The organism is Candidatus Wallbacteria bacterium, assembly GCA_028687545.1.
In the GTDB taxonomy this organism is placed as follows: domain Bacteria; phylum Muiribacteriota; class JAQTZZ01; order JAQTZZ01; family JAQTZZ01; genus JAQTZZ01.
On sequence record JAQTZZ010000008.1, the window covers coordinates 71,599 to 92,504 of the forward strand.

Annotated in this window: 17 protein-coding genes; 5 read left to right on the forward strand and 12 right to left on the reverse strand. The window is 48.3% G+C overall.

Annotated elements, in window-relative coordinates:
- Positions 1–39: 39 nt before the first annotated feature.
- The 12 genes from PHW04_05760 to mutM form a co-directional block, all read right to left on the reverse strand.
- On the reverse strand, positions 40–3,378 hold the full coding sequence (locus PHW04_05760) for a serine/threonine-protein kinase (GenBank protein MDD2715384.1): 3,339 nt from the start codon (positions 3,376–3,378) through the stop codon (positions 40–42).
- 66 nt (positions 3,379–3,444) lie between these two features.
- Positions 3,445–3,600, reverse strand: a complete 156-nt coding sequence (locus PHW04_05765; GenBank protein MDD2715385.1) for a hypothetical protein — start codon at positions 3,598–3,600, stop codon at positions 3,445–3,447.
- 27 nt (positions 3,601–3,627) lie between these two features.
- Positions 3,628–4,512 carry a glycosyltransferase gene (locus tag PHW04_05770; GenBank protein MDD2715386.1) on the reverse strand — a complete coding sequence of 295 codons (885 nt, stop codon included), beginning with the start codon at positions 4,510–4,512 and terminating at the stop codon, positions 3,628–3,630.
- Positions 4,509–7,145 carry an SPASM domain-containing protein gene (locus PHW04_05775; protein ID MDD2715387.1) on the reverse strand — a complete coding sequence of 879 codons (2,637 nt, stop codon included), beginning with the start codon at positions 7,143–7,145 and terminating at the stop codon, positions 4,509–4,511. The genes PHW04_05770 and PHW04_05775 overlap by 4 nt, the downstream gene beginning before the upstream one ends.
- Positions 7,145–8,392, reverse strand: coding sequence for an ATP-binding protein (locus PHW04_05780; protein MDD2715388.1), 1,248 nt, complete (start codon positions 8,390–8,392; stop codon positions 7,145–7,147). The genes PHW04_05775 and PHW04_05780 overlap by 1 nt, the downstream gene beginning before the upstream one ends.
- Positions 8,393–8,421: 29 nt before the next feature.
- Positions 8,422–9,360 carry a type II secretion system F family protein gene (locus PHW04_05785; GenBank protein MDD2715389.1) on the reverse strand — a complete coding sequence of 313 codons (939 nt, stop codon included), beginning with the start codon at positions 9,358–9,360 and terminating at the stop codon, positions 8,422–8,424.
- 1 nt (position 9,361) lies between these two features.
- Positions 9,362–10,354 carry a type II secretion system F family protein gene (locus PHW04_05790; protein ID MDD2715390.1) on the reverse strand — a complete coding sequence of 331 codons (993 nt, stop codon included), beginning with the start codon at positions 10,352–10,354 and terminating at the stop codon, positions 9,362–9,364.
- Positions 10,351–11,766, reverse strand: coding sequence for a CpaF family protein (locus tag PHW04_05795; protein ID MDD2715391.1), 1,416 nt, complete (start codon positions 11,764–11,766; stop codon positions 10,351–10,353). The genes PHW04_05790 and PHW04_05795 overlap by 4 nt, the downstream gene beginning before the upstream one ends.
- 4 nt (positions 11,767–11,770) lie before the next feature.
- Positions 11,771–12,967: a response regulator gene (locus PHW04_05800; GenBank protein MDD2715392.1), complete on the reverse strand. Its 1,197-nt coding sequence runs from the start codon at positions 12,965–12,967 to the stop codon at positions 11,771–11,773.
- Positions 12,968–13,106: 139 nt separating this feature from the next.
- Entirely contained in the window at positions 13,107–14,783 is a 1,677-nt protein-coding gene (locus PHW04_05805) for a pilus assembly protein N-terminal domain-containing protein (protein MDD2715393.1), read from the reverse strand.
- Positions 14,784–14,816: 33 nt separating this feature from the next.
- Positions 14,817–15,857: a Flp pilus assembly protein CpaB gene (cpaB, locus tag PHW04_05810; protein MDD2715394.1), complete on the reverse strand. Its 1,041-nt coding sequence runs from the start codon at positions 15,855–15,857 to the stop codon at positions 14,817–14,819.
- 79 nt (positions 15,858–15,936) lie between these two features.
- Positions 15,937–16,725, reverse strand: coding sequence for a bifunctional DNA-formamidopyrimidine glycosylase/DNA-(apurinic or apyrimidinic site) lyase (mutM, locus tag PHW04_05815; GenBank protein MDD2715395.1), 789 nt, complete (start codon positions 16,723–16,725; stop codon positions 15,937–15,939).
- A gap of 192 nt (positions 16,726–16,917) precedes the next feature.
- On the opposite strand from mutM, the gene PHW04_05820 reads away from it, so the two are divergent.
- From PHW04_05820 to PHW04_05840, 5 genes are all read left to right on the forward strand, one after another.
- Positions 16,918–17,964 carry a hypothetical protein gene (locus tag PHW04_05820; GenBank protein MDD2715396.1) on the forward strand — a complete coding sequence of 349 codons (1,047 nt, stop codon included), beginning with the start codon at positions 16,918–16,920 and terminating at the stop codon, positions 17,962–17,964.
- 307 nt (positions 17,965–18,271) lie between these two features.
- Entirely contained in the window at positions 18,272–18,547 is a 276-nt protein-coding gene (locus PHW04_05825; GenBank protein MDD2715397.1) for an acylphosphatase, read from the forward strand.
- The gene (locus PHW04_05830) at positions 18,547–19,035 is read left to right on the forward strand and encodes a BMC domain-containing protein (GenBank protein ID MDD2715398.1); all 489 of its coding nucleotides are present in this window, start codon (positions 18,547–18,549) and stop codon (positions 19,033–19,035) included. Before PHW04_05825 ends, PHW04_05830 begins: the two co-directional genes overlap by 1 nt.
- A complete protein-coding gene (locus PHW04_05835; GenBank protein ID MDD2715399.1) occupies positions 19,032–19,790 on the forward strand; it encodes a hypothetical protein in 759 nt (252 codons plus the stop codon). Before PHW04_05830 ends, PHW04_05835 begins: the two co-directional genes overlap by 4 nt.
- Positions 19,787–20,731: a radical SAM protein gene (locus PHW04_05840; protein ID MDD2715400.1), complete on the forward strand. Its 945-nt coding sequence runs from the start codon at positions 19,787–19,789 to the stop codon at positions 20,729–20,731. Before PHW04_05835 ends, PHW04_05840 begins: the two co-directional genes overlap by 4 nt.
- Positions 20,732–20,906 lie beyond the last annotated feature (175 nt).

The following is a 20,906-nucleotide window of genomic DNA, read 5'->3' on the forward strand; positions in this document are numbered from 1 at the left end:
CAGACAGCTGATTTGTGAAGAATAATCTTGGATTCAGCTTCAATCAACCTTTTCAAAAGCAATCAGAAGCTCGCTCACCCCTTGGTAACGGTCTTCAGGCTTTTTTTCCAAAGCCTTCTGAATCAGCAGATTCCATTTTTCCAGCCTGGGGGCAGTTTCGGAAGGGGCTTTAGGCTGTTCCTTAAATATTTTGTACATCGTAGCTTCCGGATTTTCGCCGCAGAAGGGAAGCCCTCCGGTAAGCATCTCGTAAAGGATCACACCCAAAGCGTAAATATCGGCACGCTCGTCGACATCGATTCCCCGGATCTGCTCCGGAGGCATGTAATACAAAGTACCGAATGTTTCCCCGGCCTGAGTCAGTGTAGTGGCACCGGCTTCCTTGGCCAGCCCGAAGTCCATCAGTTTGATGCAGTCCTGGAAATTTACCATGATATTGTCCGGTTTGAGGTCGCGATGAATAATTCCCTGAGAATGGGCAAAACTGATTGCATCCAGGATCCCCTTGAAAATCTTTTTCAGCTGTTCCTCTGTCAGGGGTCCGGATTTGATCAGATCATGCAGGTTGCTCCCCTCCAGATATTCCATCACAATATAGGGAGGTACCGAATCCTTGAAAACCTCATATATCTTTACGATTCCAGGATGATTCAGTTTCTGGGTCACCAGCCCGTCCCTGTAAATGAAGCGTCTGGCGATTTTCTGGTTGCCGAGATGCTCCCTGGAAAGGATCTTGACCGCAACGGATCTGTTGTTTTTCAGATCATGCGCCTTGTAAACTCTGCCCATTCCTCCGCTGCCAATCTCTTCGATCTCGACGAAACGTTCCATGTCAAACGGGTAGCTTTTTTCGCTGACCACCTCGATTTTTTTTTGCAGACTGATCAACCGCTGGGACAGGTCCCTGTAACCCAGATCTACTTCCGCTATCTTCTTGAAAAAATGAAGTGCAGACCGCCATTCCCTTTTTTTCTCAAGTTCTTCACCGACTATATACAGATATTCCTTGTGATCAGTTACATGAGTCAATTTATCCAACCTGTCGAGATATGGCATTCCGAGGCTCAAATGTCCAAGCCTGATATAGGAATATCCGATCTGGAAGAGAATTTTAGCATCCTTTATCTCCCCGTCCTGTAATCGCTGCAGAAAGGAGATGGTCTGCTGATAATCCCCCTCTGCAAAATACGTCTCCCCGATCATGAGCAGTAATGCCTGCCGATTCGCAGGATAAGCTCTCGCAAATTCCTGCAGTTCTGAGGTTGGAGGAATTTCGAATTCCCAGCAGTACAATCTCCAGAAATATGACTGTTTAATCCCTCCTTCAAGCAGATCCAGGACACCCCGGATGAGGATCTGCTTTTTTTCTGATTCGAGTTCATGCTTAATCTTGGCGAGAAAATCTTCTGATACTCCCGGAGTTTCCCAGATTTTAAGAGCATCCAGGTCGATCCTGCTTTTGAAACAATAAATAATCAGACAGAAAAAAAAGGCTTCCGCAGGATTCCCGATCTCTCTGAAAAAAAGTTCGTCGTTGAACAGAGCCAGAAGCTCCGCCCAGTTTTTCTCATTCTGCCAGGCCAGCTTGAATTTTACGCTCAGCTGATCTGAAATGTCCTGAAGTTCGAATCCAACTAAAGAATAAAAGAAAAGAGGGAAATCAGAGAACAGCTCCAGAAGTGCAGTCGAAAAGAGTTTCAGGAGTTCCAGTTCCGGGATCACACAAAGTGCCTGCAGGATCCTGATTTTGAATTCTTCCTCGGTCCGGCCTTGGTAATGGTTGGCAGCAGCCAGCAGCAGTTCAGGGTTTCCGGATTTAAGCATTGGTTTCATGAATTCCCGCTCAAGATCGTCTGGTAGAAACATGAGAAGTTCCGCAGCCTTCAACCTCACTTCATGATGCTTGTCTTCAAGAGATAAGCGCAGCAGCGGAATCAGATCGTTTGTTTCCCTGGAAAACAGTTCCAGAGCAGCGATTTTGCTGCACGAGTCGAGCGAACTGAAATGGGAAATCAGGAATTTGCGGGTAACAGGGTCCAGATTACCTGTCATCATCCTGATGGCTGCCGGCCGCTCCTTTTCACGGTTCTCAATCAGATCGAACATCAGCGCCAGGCCTTTTTTTTCATTTTTCCTGACTCCATAACAGATTATCTCCTGCCTGTTAGTGCATTCCGGGAGATCCACGAATGGACAGATCAGATCAAACGGCAGAGCATCCCTGATCATCAGGAATGATAGCCAGAGATAAAAAAAAGGGGAGTCAGGATATTCCCGAAGATCATTGATGTAAGTGGATTTTTCCAGTTCGTGCAGCAGGTTGTCTGAGATCTGGCTGAAATGATTGTCCAGAAAATAGATCAGAAATTTCTGTTCTTCTGCTTTAAGCGGGCTGTCTGCGATCTGCTGGTGGAGATTTTTCCGCTCTTTCTCGGATCTGGATCTGTAAAATCTGGTCAGGCTTTTCAAAATCAGGTCAGTATTGACTTTCCTGATCAAAGTGACGATTTTTCTGCGGATTTCATCGATCAGCCAGCGGGTGATGAAAACAACGAGACAGTTTTCTTCCCGTTCCGCGAGAATCGAAATCAACTTGCGGTGAAGAACATGATTCATGTTCTCGACTGCTTCCTTGATCTGCTGTGCTTCTATGTCCGTATCTACAGGAAGGGACTTTAAAAGAGCTATCCTGGGGATTTCCTCTTCCCGGCTGAATCTATCCCAGAGAAATTCCCTGGTCTTGAAATCTTTGATCTGGACCAGCGCAGAGCAGATCATGATCCGCACCACTACAGGCAGATCACGCGGAAGCTGCATCAATGTCCTCCAGTCTTTACGCTGGCGCAGGACTTCCACGTATTCGAACCACTCCCGTTCATCGGAAAGTGACTGCCTGAGCATTTGAAAGAACTTGAACGTCTCCCTGTTGTCGAGAAAACGCGACAGTAATTTTATCATCAAAGAACGGATGCAGGGATCTTTCTCAATTTCGAGAAAATTAATCACATACGGAACTTCCTGGTGAGTGAATGAGAACTGGAAATATTCCACAAAAGCGAGCTTGATTTCCGGCGGTTCCTCAGGGTAAGAAACAAGGAATTCTTCAGTATATCCAGGGATCTTCCTCTCAGCCAGATACAAGATGCTCTGCCTGCGTATTGCAGGGTGCTTGCTCTGCAGGCAGCGGGCTACCTGTTCACGGTAATCCAAGGCTGTGTGGGACAGGGAATCAATAAGCTTTGAAAGATTTGCCGGCTCTCCGGCGAAAATGACGAACAGTTTCTCAATCACCAGGTTCAGGCGGGGATTGGTCTCAGCCTGCCGCACCAGAAGATCGATGGCATTGAGCTTGATCCTGCTGAGATAATTACCTTCCACTGAAAAACACCTGCTCCATTAAGAAATGTTCAGATCAGATTTTACCGATTTTTTCTTCCATAACAATTACTCTGCCACGCCAAGAATCTCCCTGTAAGTCTCGGCGATCTGCACAGCCATTTTTTCCAGGTCATGCCGTTCTTCCACTTTTAGGCGGGCGGAGAGACCCATTCCTGCCAGTTTTCCCGGATTTTCCAGGACTTTTGCCAGTGCGCCTGCCAAGGATTCGGGATTTTCAGGGGCTGCGAGTTATCCTTCCACACCTTCGGTTATGACACGTGGAATGTCTCCGACAGTGGTGGCTATGGCCGGCAGTCCGCATGCCATGGCTTCCAGGAGCACCAGGGGCAGACCTTCCCTTCTGGAAGAGATCACCAGGCAGTCCAGACTGCGATAGAATGGCCGCATATCTGTAAGATTTCCGAGCAGAGCCACTCTACTGGAAATTCCGAGCTCCCTGATCATTTTTTCCAGCCTGTCCCGCTCTTCGCCACTGCCGGCAAGTCTCAGGTTGAAATTTTTAATCCCTTTCCCGACCAATACCGCCAGAGCCTTGAGCAGCATGTCGAATCCTTTGACAACTGAGAGTCTCCCTGCAGCTCCAAGTTCTACCAGATAAGGGTCTTTTCGCTTCTGCGGCCCGGGATAATATTTTCCGAGATCTACCCCGTAGGGTACCAGCTTGAATCTTGATTCAGGTACTGAAAACTGATCCCTGAAATAGTCCCGCAGAAATTCCGCACCTACGATCAGATGTGCTGGTTTTTTCACAATCGAGGAACCCCAGTGCGGGCGGTACTGCCCGTGAGGAGAATAAACAAACGGGCAGAGGCCGCTTGCAGCATAATAAAGCAGCCATCCAGGAACTCTGGAATGAGCATGCACCAGGTCGAATTTTTCACGCCTGATCAATCTTCTCAGCCTGGGTATCATCATGAAACTGAGAGGCGATTTGCTCGCCAGGTTCATCTCAATGTGCTCCACATCCATCCTCAACAGCTGATCCGCCAGGGGTCCGCCTGAAGAAACCACTGTAATCTGGATCCCAAGCCTGCAGAGGCGCGGAGCAAGCTGGAACACATACTGCTCCACACCTCCCTGGGATAATTCGGGCAATGCCATTAATATTTTCATCTGCTTTTCCTCTTACCATCCATGAGATCCCGCCTGATGATCCTCCAGAGCATCTTCCAGACTCTGGGATTGAACTTATCTGATTTCCACAGCCTAAGACAGACGCCAAAGGCTTCCAGAGGACGTTTAAGCTTGCGCAGCACTAAGATCATCTGCCATTTTGCATCCCGCGCTCTCTGCCCGTCTGAGCCTTTTTCCAGCGGCCTGAGAACTTCCAGGGCTTTTTCATATTGAGCGGCCTGGATCAGAAAAGGCCAGGCTGTCTGATTGTATTCCAGATCCCTCAAACCCTGAAAATCAGACAGGAATTCCGCTCCTTCCCTGTATCTTCCAAGTTTCCAGAATGAATCAAGCAGCGACTTGAAAAAATGCAGCTCGGTTCTTTCGGCAGGTGATTCATCATAGAGCCGGATGATCTTCTCAAAATCCCCGATTTTTTCCAGCAAGGAAACCCTGCGTGTAAAGTTATCGGAAGCTGGGGTTTCCTGAAGCTTCCTGAAAGCGGAACGATATTTTCCTGCATTCTCAAAAAGATCCGCAAAAGAGATCCGAAAAACCTCAGGACTGAACTTTGTCCGAAGCTTTCGTAAATGCCGCGCAGCCATCAGAAATTGTCCGCTCTGGTGGTAGTAATGGAATAGAAATTCATGCTGGTCCGGATTGTCTTCCTCCCGTGCCAGTGCTTCAGCCACCACTGCTGCCTCTGCTTTCAGACCTAGAGAAGTCAGACATCTGAATTGCAGTTCCAGGGTATTGCTGGAGATCCGCATGTTCCTGGCAAGTGAGAATGCCCAATTGTAAGCACAGTCGGAAAAAAGGGCAGTACCCAGTGCGATGGTTTCAGGCTCGGAAAAATTTCCCTGAAATTCAAACATGAATCTCTCCGCGAGGCTGTCCAGGCCGCGCCTGACTGCTTCCCGGATAATCTCTATGCAGATTTCAGCCCGTCCGCATTTTGGAGACATCGGCAGCACGGATTCCCAGGCCTGCTCCATTTTTCCCTCAGAGAGCAGTAACTGGGCGTATATACGGCGGTAATCTCCTGCATTGACATGATCCAGTTCAATCAGACGGGGAAGAAGTGAAATGGACTTATCGCGCTGGTCATGGTAAAGGCCCATCAGCATTTTCAAAAGCGGCAGTTCATCCGAACCCAGGCAGAGTTGCTCCAGAATCCTGGCTGCATCCTCAACATTTCCTAAACTGATCAGGCTCTGGGCTTTCAATTTAAGGCAATCTCTGTTAAGTCCTTCTTCAGATTCAAACAGTCTCAGCACTTCCTGGTATTCTCCACGGGAATAACGAAGGCTGGCAAGGATTTCCCTGGCTTTCTGGTCGTTTTTCCGCTCCAGAAGATGCTGATAGAGCCACAGCAGTTTTTCCGGATTTTTCTGTTCGAAATATCCATGCAGCATCCCGGCCAGCGAGATATCCGGGCTATGGAAAAAAATCCTCTCCAGCTTCTGGTGAAACTGCACTTCATCCAGAGGCTCAGGTTGCGATTGATAGGGAAATTTCCGCTGGTACAGCCGCTCAGTCGTAGCCGGGGCGAGAAAATACTCAGTGTAGTTCCCGCAAAAGAAACAGAGCGGATATTCTTCCTGCTTCGATTCAAGATGGGCAAGACGGAGTCTGTCGGCAGCGGTTCCCCACCAGATTTCTTCAAAATTCCGATTTGCCAGATTCCCGAGCGACAATTCCAGGCCATTGTCCCTGCAGCAGACGGTCAGCCTGCCGTCAACGTGAACAGCAGGATAAATAAATGGTGAAATGCAGGGCGGGCGATTGGCATAATGATGCAGTTCTCTCTTTACTCCCTCGTAAAAAGGCATCCTGACAAGACCTTCAGCGGAATACATCCGGTATCCGGATTCCCGGAACTGATTCCCGGAACTGAGTCCGGAAAATTTTTCTTTCACCCGTTCGAAACGCCTGCGTGAAGCGTTCTGTGGCCTGAGAAGGGCTTCTTTCAGGACGATCCCGTTGTCCAGTGCGAAATCCATCTCGAATTTCAACTCCCAGTTCAGTTTCTGGTTTTCAAAAAAATTCTTGAAATGATAATAGAATTCCAGGGATTCAGACTCGTTCTCAGGAAGTACCAGGAACTGTACAACCCCTTGCACTCTGCCTGTAATCCCCAGACTGGCTTTTTTTTCAAAGAAGTATCTGACATTGGATTCCACCCGTTCCCAGAAGTCCACTTTTTTGATGCTGCTGAAAGTACCGGCTTTGATTGCGTCCAGCGAAAAAACAACCGAGATCTTTTTTTCCCAGTCCCCGATTATCTCAAAAAATTCATCAATCTTCGCTCTGTCGAAACAGACTCCATTGGTGTTGAAGGAAAGGATGCGGAAAAAATTCCTCTGCCGGTCGAATTCCCGGAGAATGCGGAGCATCTGGAAAAAATCCTGGTGCAGCAGCGGTTCCCCAACCCAGCACAGCATGAGGTTGTCAAAATCGCTTCCTGAACAATTGCCGATCACATCCCGGAATACGGACAATGGCATATCGGAACCGAGTTCGACTGAGCCTTTTTTTCTACTCTGTTCAAGCGAAGGCCTGCACATATAGCAGGACAGATTGCAGCGGTCCGTGATCCCGAGCTGAAGATTCGGGGTCAATGGCAGTTTCATTACTTGAGTTTCACGTAATACTGCTTGCAGGCGTATTTGAAGACGTCCTCGTTAAGCTGGAACTCTTTCCCGTCAAACAGGCATTTGGCGCGGATGATCTTCAGAATGTCGCGGGGCTGGCAGGAGCGGAAAGGTCTTCCCTCTGCCTTCATGTATTTTTCCATGAACAGGTCCACCATGGGTTCGTCAAAGGGAACTTTCATGTTGTTGCAGTTTAAACGGAAAATATCCTTGTATTGCTGCGGCGAAGGGTCTACGACATTGATCTTGTTCTGCAGGCGCCGCAGGAAGGCTTCATCCACCAGTTCTGAAGGATCGAGGTTGGTGGAGAAGACAATCAGCTGAATGAAAGGCACCTCAATTTTCTTGCCCGTATGCAGTGTGAGATAGTCCGAATTCTTTTCCAGGGGGTAAATCCAGCGGTTCAGGAGATCCCTGGGCCTGACGATCTGCCGGCCGAAGTCGTCGATCAGGAACATGCCGCCATTGGCTTTGAGATGGATCGGAGCCTCGTAGAATTTGGATGTCGGGTTCCAGATCAGATCGAGCTCCTTCAGCGTCAGCTCTCCTCCCACCACCACCGCAGGGGGAACGCAGAGCAGCCAGCGGTTGTCGAAGGTCAGCGAAGGTTCGCCTGTTTCCAGGACTTTGTGATATGCCGGATCAAAAAGCTTGATCACCTGATTGTCGATCTCAATGGCGTAAGGCAGCAGCACCTGATTGTTGATGATGCGGGAAATGCGTTCCGCAATTGAGGTTTTGCCGTTCCCAGGAGGGCCGAACAGGAACATGGAACCGCGGGAATTGATGGCAGGCCCGATTTCCTCTATGATGGACTCAGGTATCACGAGATCGGAAAAAGCCTTCCTCACTTCCTCTGGAGAAACCCTGGTGAATTCTTTGACATGCTTCTTCATGATGTCATTATATTGGGCAAGACAGACCGGCGCAGGTCCTATGTATTCATCACGTTCGAAAATCTCGCGCACTTTTTCCCTTCCCCGGTCCAGGATTTCGAAAATACAGTGGATGGGATGGGAGGATCCTGCGGATTCGACTAATTTCAGCTTCTTCAATCCTTCCAGCGCTTCCAGCGTGACGCAGGCAGGAAGCTTCAGCTCCAGGGATACATCTTTACCGGTAATCCTGCCTCTTGCATAGATCAACTTCAGGGTCAGATCCATCAGGAAGGACGCTTTCAAGCCGGTTTCTTCCACAGTTTTCGGGGAAAGGGGTCTGAATTCCATCGCCATTCTTGTATTCTCCTAACAATTTTTTAAGGTTTCATCTTGTTCTTGACTGCTGCTTCATAAACACCAATTACGATTGGTGTGCCGATGATCACGAAAATGCAGGGGAAAATACATCCGACCATCGGCAGCAGCATTTTGATGGGTGCTTTCATGGCAGCTTCCTCGGCGCGCTGCCTCCTGCGCTGGCGGGCCTGAGCAGACTGGATCCTGAGTACATTTCCAAGGCTCACTCCGAGCGTTTCTGCCTGGATCAGGGAGGAAATGAAATTCGAAAGGTCATCCACCTCCATTTTATTGGCCATATCTTTAAGTGCATCACGTCTTTTCTTGCCAAGTTTCACTTCATTCAGAACGACCTTGAATTCGTCGGCCAGCGGACCCTCGAACTTTTCCACCACTTTGTTCATGGCAGAGTCGAAACCCAGGCCTGCTTCGACGCTTACGGTAAGCAGGTCCAGCACATCAGGCAGCTTTCTCTGGATCATGCCTTTACGAAAAGTGATCTGCTTTTTAATGTAAAAATTCGGCATCAGCATGGCCAGAATCACGGAGATCATGCCTGCCATGACAAAATTAATCATTGGCTGCCGCAGCAGGAAGCAGATCAGCAGGCCGATAAACATGAACAGCAGTGTCAGCACAGTCCGCAGAGCCATGAACTCTTCCGCGCTCAACCCGAAGGGGTTGCCGGCCTGGGCAAGTTCCATCCTGAGCTTTTCCTTTTTAGCGCGATTGGTCTTCTTCGCGGATTTTTTGGTGAAGGAATGCAGGATCGGCAGGATGACCCTTTCCTTGAAGCTCTTCTGCAGTTCCAGTTCCGCGGCAGTGGCGATCACTTTCTTGCCGTCCTGAGTGGCAAGCATATTAAGTCGCTTCTGCATTGCCCTCTTCTGCCCGCTTGGCCAGAACATGAAGACAGCCGCCACTACTATCCCAATTCCAATCAACCACAAAGGATTCACTTTAAACCTCTATATCCCCTATTTTCTGCATGATCATGAAGCCAATGCCTTCCATCACTCCGCAAACGAGCAACATGTAATAGGCATGGAACCAGCCTTCATGATATGTGAAAAATAAACTCATCAGGTCTGGCCGGATCGCGTAAAAACCCAGGAAAATCGCTATCGGCATCCCGGCGACTATGATCCCTGAAAGGCGTACCTGAGCTGTCAGGGTCGAAATCTGCCCCTTGATCCTCATGCGTTCCCTGATTGTATTGGAAATCCCGTCCAGAATCTCTGAAAGGTTGCCTCCGATCTGCCTTTGAATCATGATTACAGTCACAACCAGGTCGAAATCTTCACTGGCCATCCGTTCGTTAAGGTCGCGCATTGATTTTTCCAGATCCATCCCTAATCCGGACTCCCTGACGATGCGAGTGTATTCTTCGCAGGAGGGTGGGGCGGCTTCTTTTGAAAGCAGATCCAGACCCTGAAGAAAGCTGTAGCCTGCTTTGAGGGAATTGCTGAGCATGACCAGGTTGTCCAGCATCTGGTCCTGGAACTGCCTGCGCCGTTTCGCGATCTTCCTGCTGAGAATAAAGTTCGGGGCGATAAACCCGACAACTGCGGATCCAAGCCCGATCACAAAGCTTTTAAAGAGCATCATAGCCAGCGACATCGGAAGTACAGTGGAGAGCAGGATGATGGCCACGAATTCATTGGATTTGAGAGGAATATTGGCAAATTCAAGCCTTTTCTGGATATTCTGTCCGATCTTGCCTGGAGTGACGATTTTCCCTACATTCTGCAAAATATCTGACAATCTGGCCTTACCTGATTTGCCCGCATCCAGGGTCTTTTTTTCGATCCTGGCTTCCTGGGGCTTGTCATCGGAAATGGTTTTCAGTCTCTCTTTCAGAGCATCGTTCTGATTTGCGAATCCCTGAAAAGAGAACAGATAATATACGAATGCCCCCAGAGCAATGAAGAACAGGATCATCCAGAGATTCATAATTTCTCCGTAAAGATGTCAGCCGGAAGGTTCTGCCCGTGTGAGATCAGTTTGTCCATGAATTTAGGCCTGATTCCGGTCGGCTTCAATTTGCCGATGATCTTCCCTTTTTCATCCAGTCCCTGGGCTTCAAAAATGAAGATGTCCTGCAATACGACTGTCTCGCCTTCCATGCCCTGCACTTCGGTGATGTGCGTGACTTTCCTGGAACCGTCCTGCAGACGGCTCTGCTGCACTATCAGATGAATGGCTGAAGAAATGTTCTCGCGGATGGCTTTGACTGGCAGATCCATGCCTGACATCATCACCATCGTCTCAAGCCTGCGGATCATATCGCGCGGAGTATTGGCGTGGCCTGTGGTCAGGGAACCGTCGTGGCCTGTATTCATGGCCTGCAGCATGTCCAGCGCTTCGCCTCCGCGGCATTCTCCGACGACTACCCGTTCCGGTCTCATACGCAAAGTATTCTTGATCAGGTCGCGGATCGTGACTTCACCCTTGCCTTCGATGTTTGGCGGGCGGGTTTCCAGCGATACTACGTGCGGCTGACGCAGCTGAAGTTCTGCGGCGTCTTCCACAGTAATGATGCGCTCGTCCTCAGGAATGAATCCGGACAGGATATTGAGCGTGGTGGTTTTTCCGGAGCCGGTACCACCGGAAATTACTATATTCAGCCTTCCGTGCACACAGGCTTTGACGAAGTCTGCCATTTCCTGGGTCAGTGTATTCCAGCGCACCAGATCCGACACCTGGAGCGGATCTTTCTTGAATTTTCTGATCGTGATCGTGGGCCCGTTGAGCGCCAGAGGCGGGATGATCGCGTTTACACGGGAACCGTCCTTCAAGCGCGCGTCCACCATGGGAGAGCTTTCATCGCAACGCCTGCCTAAGGGCGCAATGATTTTCTCGATGATGTGCAGCACATGTTCATTATCACGGAAAGTTACGTCTGAGAGCACAAGTTTTCCCTTGCGCTCGATGTACACCTGCTTAGGCCCGTTTACCATGATTTCAGAAAGGCTGTCGTCACGCAGCAGTTTCTGGATCGGACCCAGGCCCAGCACGTCGTCAAGCACATCCTCGATGATCTTCTTCTGAACAGGGGGAGCGATCTTCAGCATCCGCTCAGCAGTAAGTTTTTTCAGAATTTCATCCAGCTTTTTACCGAAGATGTCTCGTTTTTTTTCCTCGTCCTTCTCTTTGAGAAGATCCTGATCCATTTCTTCGATTAAAGTATTCTTGATTTCTTCCATCAGGTCCTGATGGGTATTCATTCCCGAGCCGGAGCCGGATTCTGATTCATGGGCAGAACCCCTCCTCGATTCTTCAGGCTTTCTGATACCTTCAGTAGCACCGCCCTGCGGGGTAGCAGGTTTTTTTTTGTCTTCTCCCAAACGTTCCAGTAAGCCCATAAGCTCACCTCACCATTTTCTTGATTTTATCCAGAAATCCCTCTTCCTCTTCCCTCAGGGAAAGCTGGAAAAGCTTCTGGAGAGATTCATAAATCGACTTTGCAATTCGTGACCCACTATGAGAAATCATGAACGGCACCCCTCGATTCAAGGCCTGCACCGTTATCTCACCCTCAGAAGGAATGATGACGTCGATTCTGGTGGCCAGAGTTTTTTCGATGTCATCGATGGTCAGCACCAGATTCTTATCTCCACGGTTGAGGATCACGCTGATCTTATCCAGTGGGTAGCCAAGATCTTCCAGAATCAGCATGGTTTCCCTGGTATCTTTGAGAGCAGTGACTTCGGGTGTCAATACCAGGATCAGATGCCCATCAGATGTTTCGTCGAGAATGCAGAGTTCGATTTCCCTGATAATGGACGAAGTATCAATAAAAATATAGTCATACTTTTCCTTACTCGTAGAAACGAGGTTGTGTATGAAATCAATGTCGATGCTGTCGGCGTGCTGAGGTTTTTCCGGACACGCCAGCACAGATACGCCTGACTCATGCTTGGAAAGGTATTCATCAATCTGCATGGGATCGAAATTCTCGGTGCTTACAAGATCGAACACAGTAGTCGGATTCTTCAGATTCATCATCAGGGCTATGTCCCCGAACTGAAGCTTCAAATCAAATATCGCCACTCTCAAGGCAGGGAATTTCTGCTTCAGGGCAATCGCTATGTTGATCAGCAGAGTAGTCTTGCCGCATCCTCCTTTAGTGGAGAAAAATGTGACTACTTTGCCGGTCTTTCGAGCCTTGGAAGCCATCTGTCTGGTCTTTTTATGCTCGCGATTGTAAACTTTACGGATGTTGCTGACCAGTTCCAGGGGGTTGAAAGGCTTGATGATGTAATCCTTGGCCCCGGCATTCATGGATTTACGCAAATACTCAGGTTCATCCTGGACCGAGATCATGATCACTGAAACATTAGGGTAAAGTGAGGTAATCTCTTCGGTTGCTTCAACGCCGTTTTTCACCGGCATATTGATATCCATGAGCACAATGTCAGGGGAGTTTTTTCCGCTGAAGTCCACGGCTTCCTGCCCATTGGCAGCTTCCCCTGCAACGACAATGTCTTCAGTCGCTTCGAACAATTTTTTCAGATGCTCCCGGGTTTCGGGATTATCGTCTGCAATCAGTACTCTTATTGGCATTTTTTCTACCCGTATATTTAATATGAGTTATTCTACCACATTGTACGGGGAATAGAAAATAAGAATCAGGTCAAATGTTGGCAATTGAAATTCAGATCTGGATTGGCTTCAGGATTAAGGGTTAAGCTTACTGATCAGATTATCTCAGCGTCATCCGGTCATCCTGACCGGACTGGGCATAACCTTTTTCCGGCCTGCAGGTTGAACCAAGTATCTTGCTCCGCCTGTCAGACCCGTAGTTTTTCATCTGGTTTGTCTGATGAATTCCCAGGGGGAAGGCCGGAGAGGACGATACTGTCAGCGAAGGGGCAGGCTGGGAAGCCTTGGCTTTTTCCTCATTCTGAACCGTCTTGGCTTTGGAGGATTTTGGAACTGTCTTGGTTTTCCCGGTGTTCATGTTCAGCACCGGAACTTCGACCTCAGCAGCTTTCTGAACAGTTACCTTTTCCACAAACTCACCTGCCCTGATTACATGAGGAGTAAGCAGGATCAGGAGTTCCGACTCGGTCTTCTTGTTGATGTTGTTATGAAAGAGTTTGCCCAGGCCGGGGATTTTTGACAGCACAGGGATTTTATCGTTGTTCTGATCAACACGCTCCCTGATCAGACCTGAAATCACGATAGTTTCACTGTTGGCACAGGTGACTATGCTCCTGGCATTGCGGCTCAGGAATTCAGGTACCACGTTCTGGTTGTTGTCCTTGGTCTGCCCATACTGCAGATCCGTGATATCAATGGAAAGATCCAGCATCACATTGTGATTAGCTTCAACTTCAGGGGTGATGTTTACAGTCAGGCCATACTGCTCGTAGGTGAAATTTTCGGTCACCGAGTTGTTGCTGACAGTAGTGCTTCTGACAGGCACGCGTCCGCCGACAGTAAGATTGGCTGAAATTCCTGACATGGTCATCATAGTCGGGGATGAGATGATCTTGGCTTTTCCTTCTTCGATCAAGGCTTTCAGAGTACCCATCACATTATAATATCTGGTGATGGACCCGATCTTGAGATTATCATCTGAAGTGATGTTAGCATCCCTTTTTTCCGCGAACGGGAACAATCCCTTGGCGTTTCCAGTGGAAAGATGAGCTGCAGTGATGTCTGAGCCCCAGTCCACACCGAGAGATTCCGTGGAATTTTTGCTGATGTCAATGACTTTAGCCTCAATCATGATCTGATAGGGCTGATTGACGCGCAACAGGTTGATTACTTTCTCGGAATAAACTGAAGCTACCTGCATGGCACGATTCACATCGTTCTGGTTGCTGACTTCTCCATCCAGGATCAGTTTTTTATCCCTGATTTTGACTTTGACACCTTTGATGCCGATCAGTTCCTCGACTTCCTGCTCCAGATTCATGAATCTCTTGCCAGTATTCCGATCAGCTATTCTCAAGGAGTTAGTCACTTTATCGGAATAAACTTTGGCGATCTCCTCGGCAGTTTTCTTTTCATCTTCGCTGTCCACCACGCCTTTTAAAATGATCGCTTCCTTTGCCACTATCACTTCGATATCCTTGCCGATGGCTTCTCTGACTTTCTCATGAAGGCTTGAATTCGAGACTGAAAGCTGGTACTGCTGCATCTCGCTGCCCATCCAGACGTAAAGTGTGGTCAGCCCGACATTTTTGGCCATCACGAGCAGTTCATGGTCCGAGACAGCCATTACATCGGCAATGGCCGGATCAACAATGGAAACTTTGGACAAATCCTTGAACTGAAGAACTTTTGATTCCCCGGCCCGCAGATTGATCAGATTCTCGGCGAATGCTGTCACAGTAAACACCATGACTAGCAGGATTATTTTCTTCAGCATTCAAGCCTCCTCATATTCAAAAAAAGTTTTTTCTCAGTCACCAACATGGATCACAGTCTGGTTCTTGGACTTGTCGACACCGGTCGATCCCTTGAGAATCATCACCTTCTGCAGTTGTAGTTCTTTCAATTTAGCCTGATGTTCATAAATTTTGACAATCTCATCGCGTTTCTGAACTCCGAGCACTTCATGCTGAACTGTCCCTGTGGAACCGATTTTTTCATCATCGAAAGGATATCTAAGCGCCAGATAAAAGAAATCCGCCTTCTCAGTTATCATCGCCAGTGCTTCCGCGTCTTTCGGCAGAACAGCAAGCGTGACATTCGACATTTTCTTCCCTTCCATCAGCCTGAGATTCTGGGCTGGATTTCCTCCGGCTGCCGGGGCTGGTGCAGGGGCTGGTTGCCCGGGGGCTGCAGTGGTCCCGGGGGCTCCTGGGGTCCCACTGAGGGGCGCTTTTGACCCGAATTCACTTTGGTCAGGATCATATGTTTCGCCAAGAGCCAGGAGAATCGCATCTTCAACGACGATCTTGGAATATCCGTCATCGACCTCACTGGGAGATTTGAAAACAGCGATTACATCCACCCGGTCGAGCTGAGTGATCAGTCCGGAAATGACATAATACGGATTTCCTACTTTGAGTGAGATCGCTCTCATGCCTTTTGGAATCCGCAGAGACATTTTAGTAAGATTTCTCAAATCAACAAATTGCTCTTTTTTGAGCTGCTGTGAACTCTCGATATCAACAACAGCCACCATTCCGATCACTTCATCCAGAGTTTTGCAGGTATCTTTTTCGATATCTTTGACATCAAACTCTTTTAATTCAACGAGATCTTTATCCAGTTTGTCGCCTCTTTTGACCGGCGTTTTAGTGCAAACCACTTTTTCCAGGATGATTTTCGGAACCACTTCTGCAGTGGAAAGCTGGACCACCTGAACTTCCTGAGTTGCTTTAGGTGGAAGTTTCTTAGGCTTAGGGGTACCCCCGGTCCAGCCCATCAAGCTTGCGAAAACCCAGCAGAGAGCTCCCATGAATATCAAAACAATAATCCGTTTTTGGCGTCCCATTCATTCCTCCTATGGAAGAAAGTTCACAAGTTCTATCGGATGGTTGATGGAAATAAATTAGGTATTCTGGTGTTTCCAGTTATTTCTGGCAGCTGTGGCAGAAGAAGGTACTGCGCTGGCCGATCACTTTGCGTCTTATGATTGCTCCGCATCTGGGACAGGGTGACCCGTTTTTCCGGAATACTGTCAGCTGTTCCTGGAAGCCGCCGCTCCTGCCTTCAGTATCCCGGTAATCACTGAAAGTTGTTCCCCGCAGCTCGCAGGCCAGGTTCAAAATCTGCACCACTGCCCTGTAAAGGTTAACCGTTTCCCTGGCATTCAAAGTCCCGGTTTTCCGTTCAGGATCGATTTCTGCGGCAAAGGCAATTTCACTGGCATAGATATTTCCTATCCCTGCGATTCTTTTCTGATCCAGGAGAAACGACTTCAGATTCATTTTCGAGAGCTTCAATTCTGCGGCAAGATAGGCCAGCGTAAAATTATCGCTGAGCGGTTCAGGACCCAGTTTTTTTTCTATTGCTTCAGGCTGCATCAAGTCAGCGGTTGCGAACCTGCGTTTGTCTTCCAGAACCAGGAATTCCTGATTGAGGTGGAAAATCAATCTGAGATACTTAAGGCTTTCAACATCGTTCCGGACGAGAAGAGCTCCTGTCATGCGCAGATGGAACACAATTTTTTTTGGAAGTCCGACATCCATCAGTATGTATTTACCGCGGCGGGTTATCTGCTTGATGCATCTGCCTGTAATCATTCCGCTTGGAAAAGCATCGAGTTTCCGGTCTCTGATCTCGATTTTTTTTATCTGCCTTCCGATGATTCTTCTGCACAATCCTCTGACAATGGTTTCCACTTCGGGTAATTCCGGCATAAATCCTCGTCCCTGAAATTCAATTCAATATACCATAAAATCCGTTTCAGGTGGAGATTCAGATCATCCTGTTTTATGATTTTTTCAGACTTTCAATTCATTCCATCCCATTCCATCCTTGACTTTTCCTTGACAGATCCGATAGTTTTTATATAATTATTAGAAGCAAGCAACATCCAAGGGGGAGAGGAAATGAGAAAAGCAACGTATTTTCTGACTTTATGTCTCCTGCTGGCGTTTACAGCTGCAGCCTTTGCCGGGGATCGTGTCTACAAAAAAAATATCAGCCACAACCGTGGCAGATTCACTGACCCCAAAGCATATTTCGAGAAAATCGATATCCCCAACGACTGGAAAAACAGTGGCTGGATATTTTACAGATTTGAAGTAGTTCCATCCGGCAGGGCACAGGTTCTGACACCCAGTCTGAGCCCTAATGCATTTGTTTTCAATTTCATGCTTAACAAATCCTTCGCCGAAGCTGTCTCTGGAACAGTGACTGTCCTGCTTTTCGCCCATCAGAACAGCCAGACTGTAAACTACCCTGTTGCTGTCGCCGGGCAGCCTACTGCCAACAACTGGTATTATCCCGGCCAGACCTATACGATCACCGTAGACCGCACCAGAAAGATCAGAAAGATCAATGTCTACTGGACTGATGCAGGCGGGAATTCTCACGGCACTCTTTATGTTGACGGCAGATCGTACGGGGCTAAAGATGTCGGCAACTATGACCGCGACGGATGGACACTGAACTGCTTTGCCACTCAGATTACGATCATTCCTACTCACGACGCCTTCCAGATGCTCGACTGCCAGGTGGAATACGAAGGTTATCCTGTCAATCCCGGCTATCCCAATAACCCGTATTATCCAAACAACCCTTCATATCCCAATAATCCTTACTACCCCAATAACCCATACTATCCCAATAATCCTAATTATCCCAATAATCCGAACTACCCGAACAATCCTTATTATCCGAACAATCCCTCCTACCCCAACAACAATAACACTCCCTCAGCTCCACTCACACCTTATACTCCACCGAGCCCTTACAGCCCGGCTGTACCGATTCAGCCCAATAACCCCGGTAATCCTACTCCTTCAACTACTCCAACTACTCCTACCAACAATCCTGCTCCTACTGCTCCGACGAATCCGACATACAATCCCAATGTCACACCTCATCCATCCGGTCCTACCCCGGGCTCTCATATCCCTGGAACTCCCCATTAGACCAGCTTGCTGGAACTGAAATAAACCCCGCTCAGGCGGGGTTTTTTATTTTCAGGGAAATCTGTATCAGCTTGAAAATTCATTACACAATCTGTAAAATTAACTAACTTGAGTAAGTTGAGGTTGGCAAATTTCTGTGGTGTCCAGCCAGATGTTCTGCCGAAACCTTGATTTGTGGCGGGTCCTGTCCTGGTGCAACTTTTTCTCTCCTTCGGCAGGCTCAGTGCGCTAAAAAGTTGTACCTGGCCACCCCACAAGGGTTACAGGGTATACTCTGGAAATTTGCCAAAGTCGAGTTGAGTAAGTTATGCCGATTATAACCAGAAAAATCATTGTCAGCGGCAGTGTGCAGGGCGTAGGATACAGAGCCTTTGTCAGAAGAAAAGCCCTTGGTTCCGGGATCAAGGGATATGTGACAAACTGCGAGGATGGAACAGTCGAAGTGATTTATCAGGGCGAGCTGGGCTTGTTCCAGGAGTTCATTTCACTGCTCCTGACAGGCCCTTCCATGAGCAGCGTCGAAGATCTCAATGTCGCTGAAATTGAAGGTCCTGAAATTTACTGGGATTTTACGGTGAAATAATGGATGTTTCTCTCGGATTGCTTGAAAGTACCTGCCTCACCGGAGCTGTGGAGGTTCTGGATTTCATCCTGAAAAAAGTTTCGGTGACTGCGGGATTCAGAGAATACCCTGGCAATGGACTGGTGACTGTGGCCTTTACGGGAACCACCGCTGATGTCAGGGAAGCAGTGGACAGCGGAAGCGAACACTTGAAGCGGTTCGGCTGTTATCACTCCTCCACTCAGATTCTGAACCCTGCGCCCGGGCTTCTTGCTGCTTTCGGGTTGAAAGAGAAAGTGCCCATGCAGCCTCCCAATAGAATCAATTCAAAGCCACGCGCTGAAAAGCAGCCTGAGAGTAAAATTTCAGAACAGACAAAAAAAACGGAAATCCCTCAATCGATTCAAGAATCCCTTCCTCTTCCAGAGCCAAAAATACCTGTCAAACCGCATTGCAATTTCATCTGCTCGCTCTGCAATGACCTGACCTGCACGGAACGCTGGCAATGATCGTCTGCATTCCCCGTAAAACCTTCGTGGTCTCAGTGACTGGCGGGAACTGCGAATTATCCTGCGATTTCTGTGCCAGGCATTATCTGCAGGCAATGAAAAAAATCAGCGATATCCCGTCAGATAATCTGAAATACACATCACTGCTCATCTCTGGAGGCTTTCTCAGAAACGGAACCCTGCCTCTTCCTGAAACTGATCTTTTCAATACGCTGTCGTCCAGATTCAGGATCAATCTTCATCTCGGGTTTTTCGACCGGAATCTGGAACGGATGATAAGGCTGAAAAATCAGGTTTCTGTAGTCTCATTCAATTTTCTGCCTGTCAGGTCGGCCATTGCACATATTTCCAGGGAATTCAAGGAGAAAGATTACCTTGACTCCTATCAAAAATACCAGGAAATCGGTTTCAGGGTCGTTCCCCACATCCTTCTCGGATTATGCCCTGGGGATGACGAGCTTTCCCTGATCCGGAAACTGAAGCCGTTCGCTCCGGATAAAACAGTGCTGCTGGTAAAAATTCCCCTGGAGAAAAGTGCAGAAAGAATCGACTTTCAAAGGATCCGGAAATTCATCCTCACTCTCAAAGAAACCATCCCGCAGTCTGAAATCATCATCGGATGCATGAGGCCTGGCGGAGAATGGCGGAAAAGAAACGACCCTCGACTGGTTGAGCTCCCGGTTTCGACGATTGTCAATCCTGCTCCCGGGCTTTTCCCGGATCACGGGGTTTCAGAGGAGTGCTGCGTCTTATGAGAGCTTCCCTGGCAGCTGGAAAAATCATCTTATCTTTCCCCGGCAGGCTGGAGTCCATCCCGCCTTGCACAACAGCTTATTTTATCGTCGGTGGCAGCTGCACTGGAAAATGTCTTTTCTGCAGCCAGTCCAGGCTGAGCGGCAAGCAGCCAGGTCACAGCAGGCTCTCACGGGTAAGCTGGCCTGAAATCGAGCTCCCGGTTCAGGAGATAATCCGGAGAGTCAACCAGATCAGCGAATTCAGAAGGTCCTGTTTCCAGTGCACCAGAAAACTCAGCCTGCAGGACTTGCGGGAAATGACGGAATTCTGCAGAATTGCAATTAAACCTGTTTCCATCTCAGCTTCACCGGATTGCGACCCGGAAGCGTTGCTCGCTCTGCCTGCTGTCGACCATCTCAATCTCTCCCTTGACTGTGCAACTGAACGGCATTTCAGCGAAATGAAAGGAGGCTCCTGGGATGAATTCTGGCAGCTGCTGGAGCGCCTGGCCAGGACTTATCCTGGTAAAATCAGGACACATCTGATCGCCGGACTGGGTGAAACTGATCAGGAATTTCTGGACACCATGCTCAGGCTGAAAAACATAGGCATCGGCTGGGGTTTGTTTTCTTTTTTTCCGCTTGCAGGTACGCCTCTTGCACAGCGAGGGAGAATCCCTCGAAAACGCTACCGTTTTCTGCAGATGGCCAGTTATTGTCTGCAGAACAACCTGCTCAATTCAGGTGATTTCAGTTTGAAGGATGACTTTATCTGTGGTTTTAAAATCGAAAATCAGGCAATCCGGGAAATCGCAGGTTCAGGAAAACCCTTTCTGACCAGCGGCTGTTCAGGATGCAACAGGCCGTTTTACAATGAAAGTGCCCGTGAAGAGCCTTATAATTTCCATCGCCCTCTGACTGAGGGCGAAATCGCCAGGATAATCAGTGAATTATTTGATTAAAGGAAATTGGCAAATTTTCCCTTAAATCAACTAAATCAATGTGGGGTGGCCAGGAATAACTTTTTAGCGCACTAAGCCTGCCGAAGGAGATAAAAAGTTGTTCCAGGACAGGACCCGCCACAAATCATGATATTGCACTACATATGGCTGCACACCATAAAAATTTGCCTAGAAC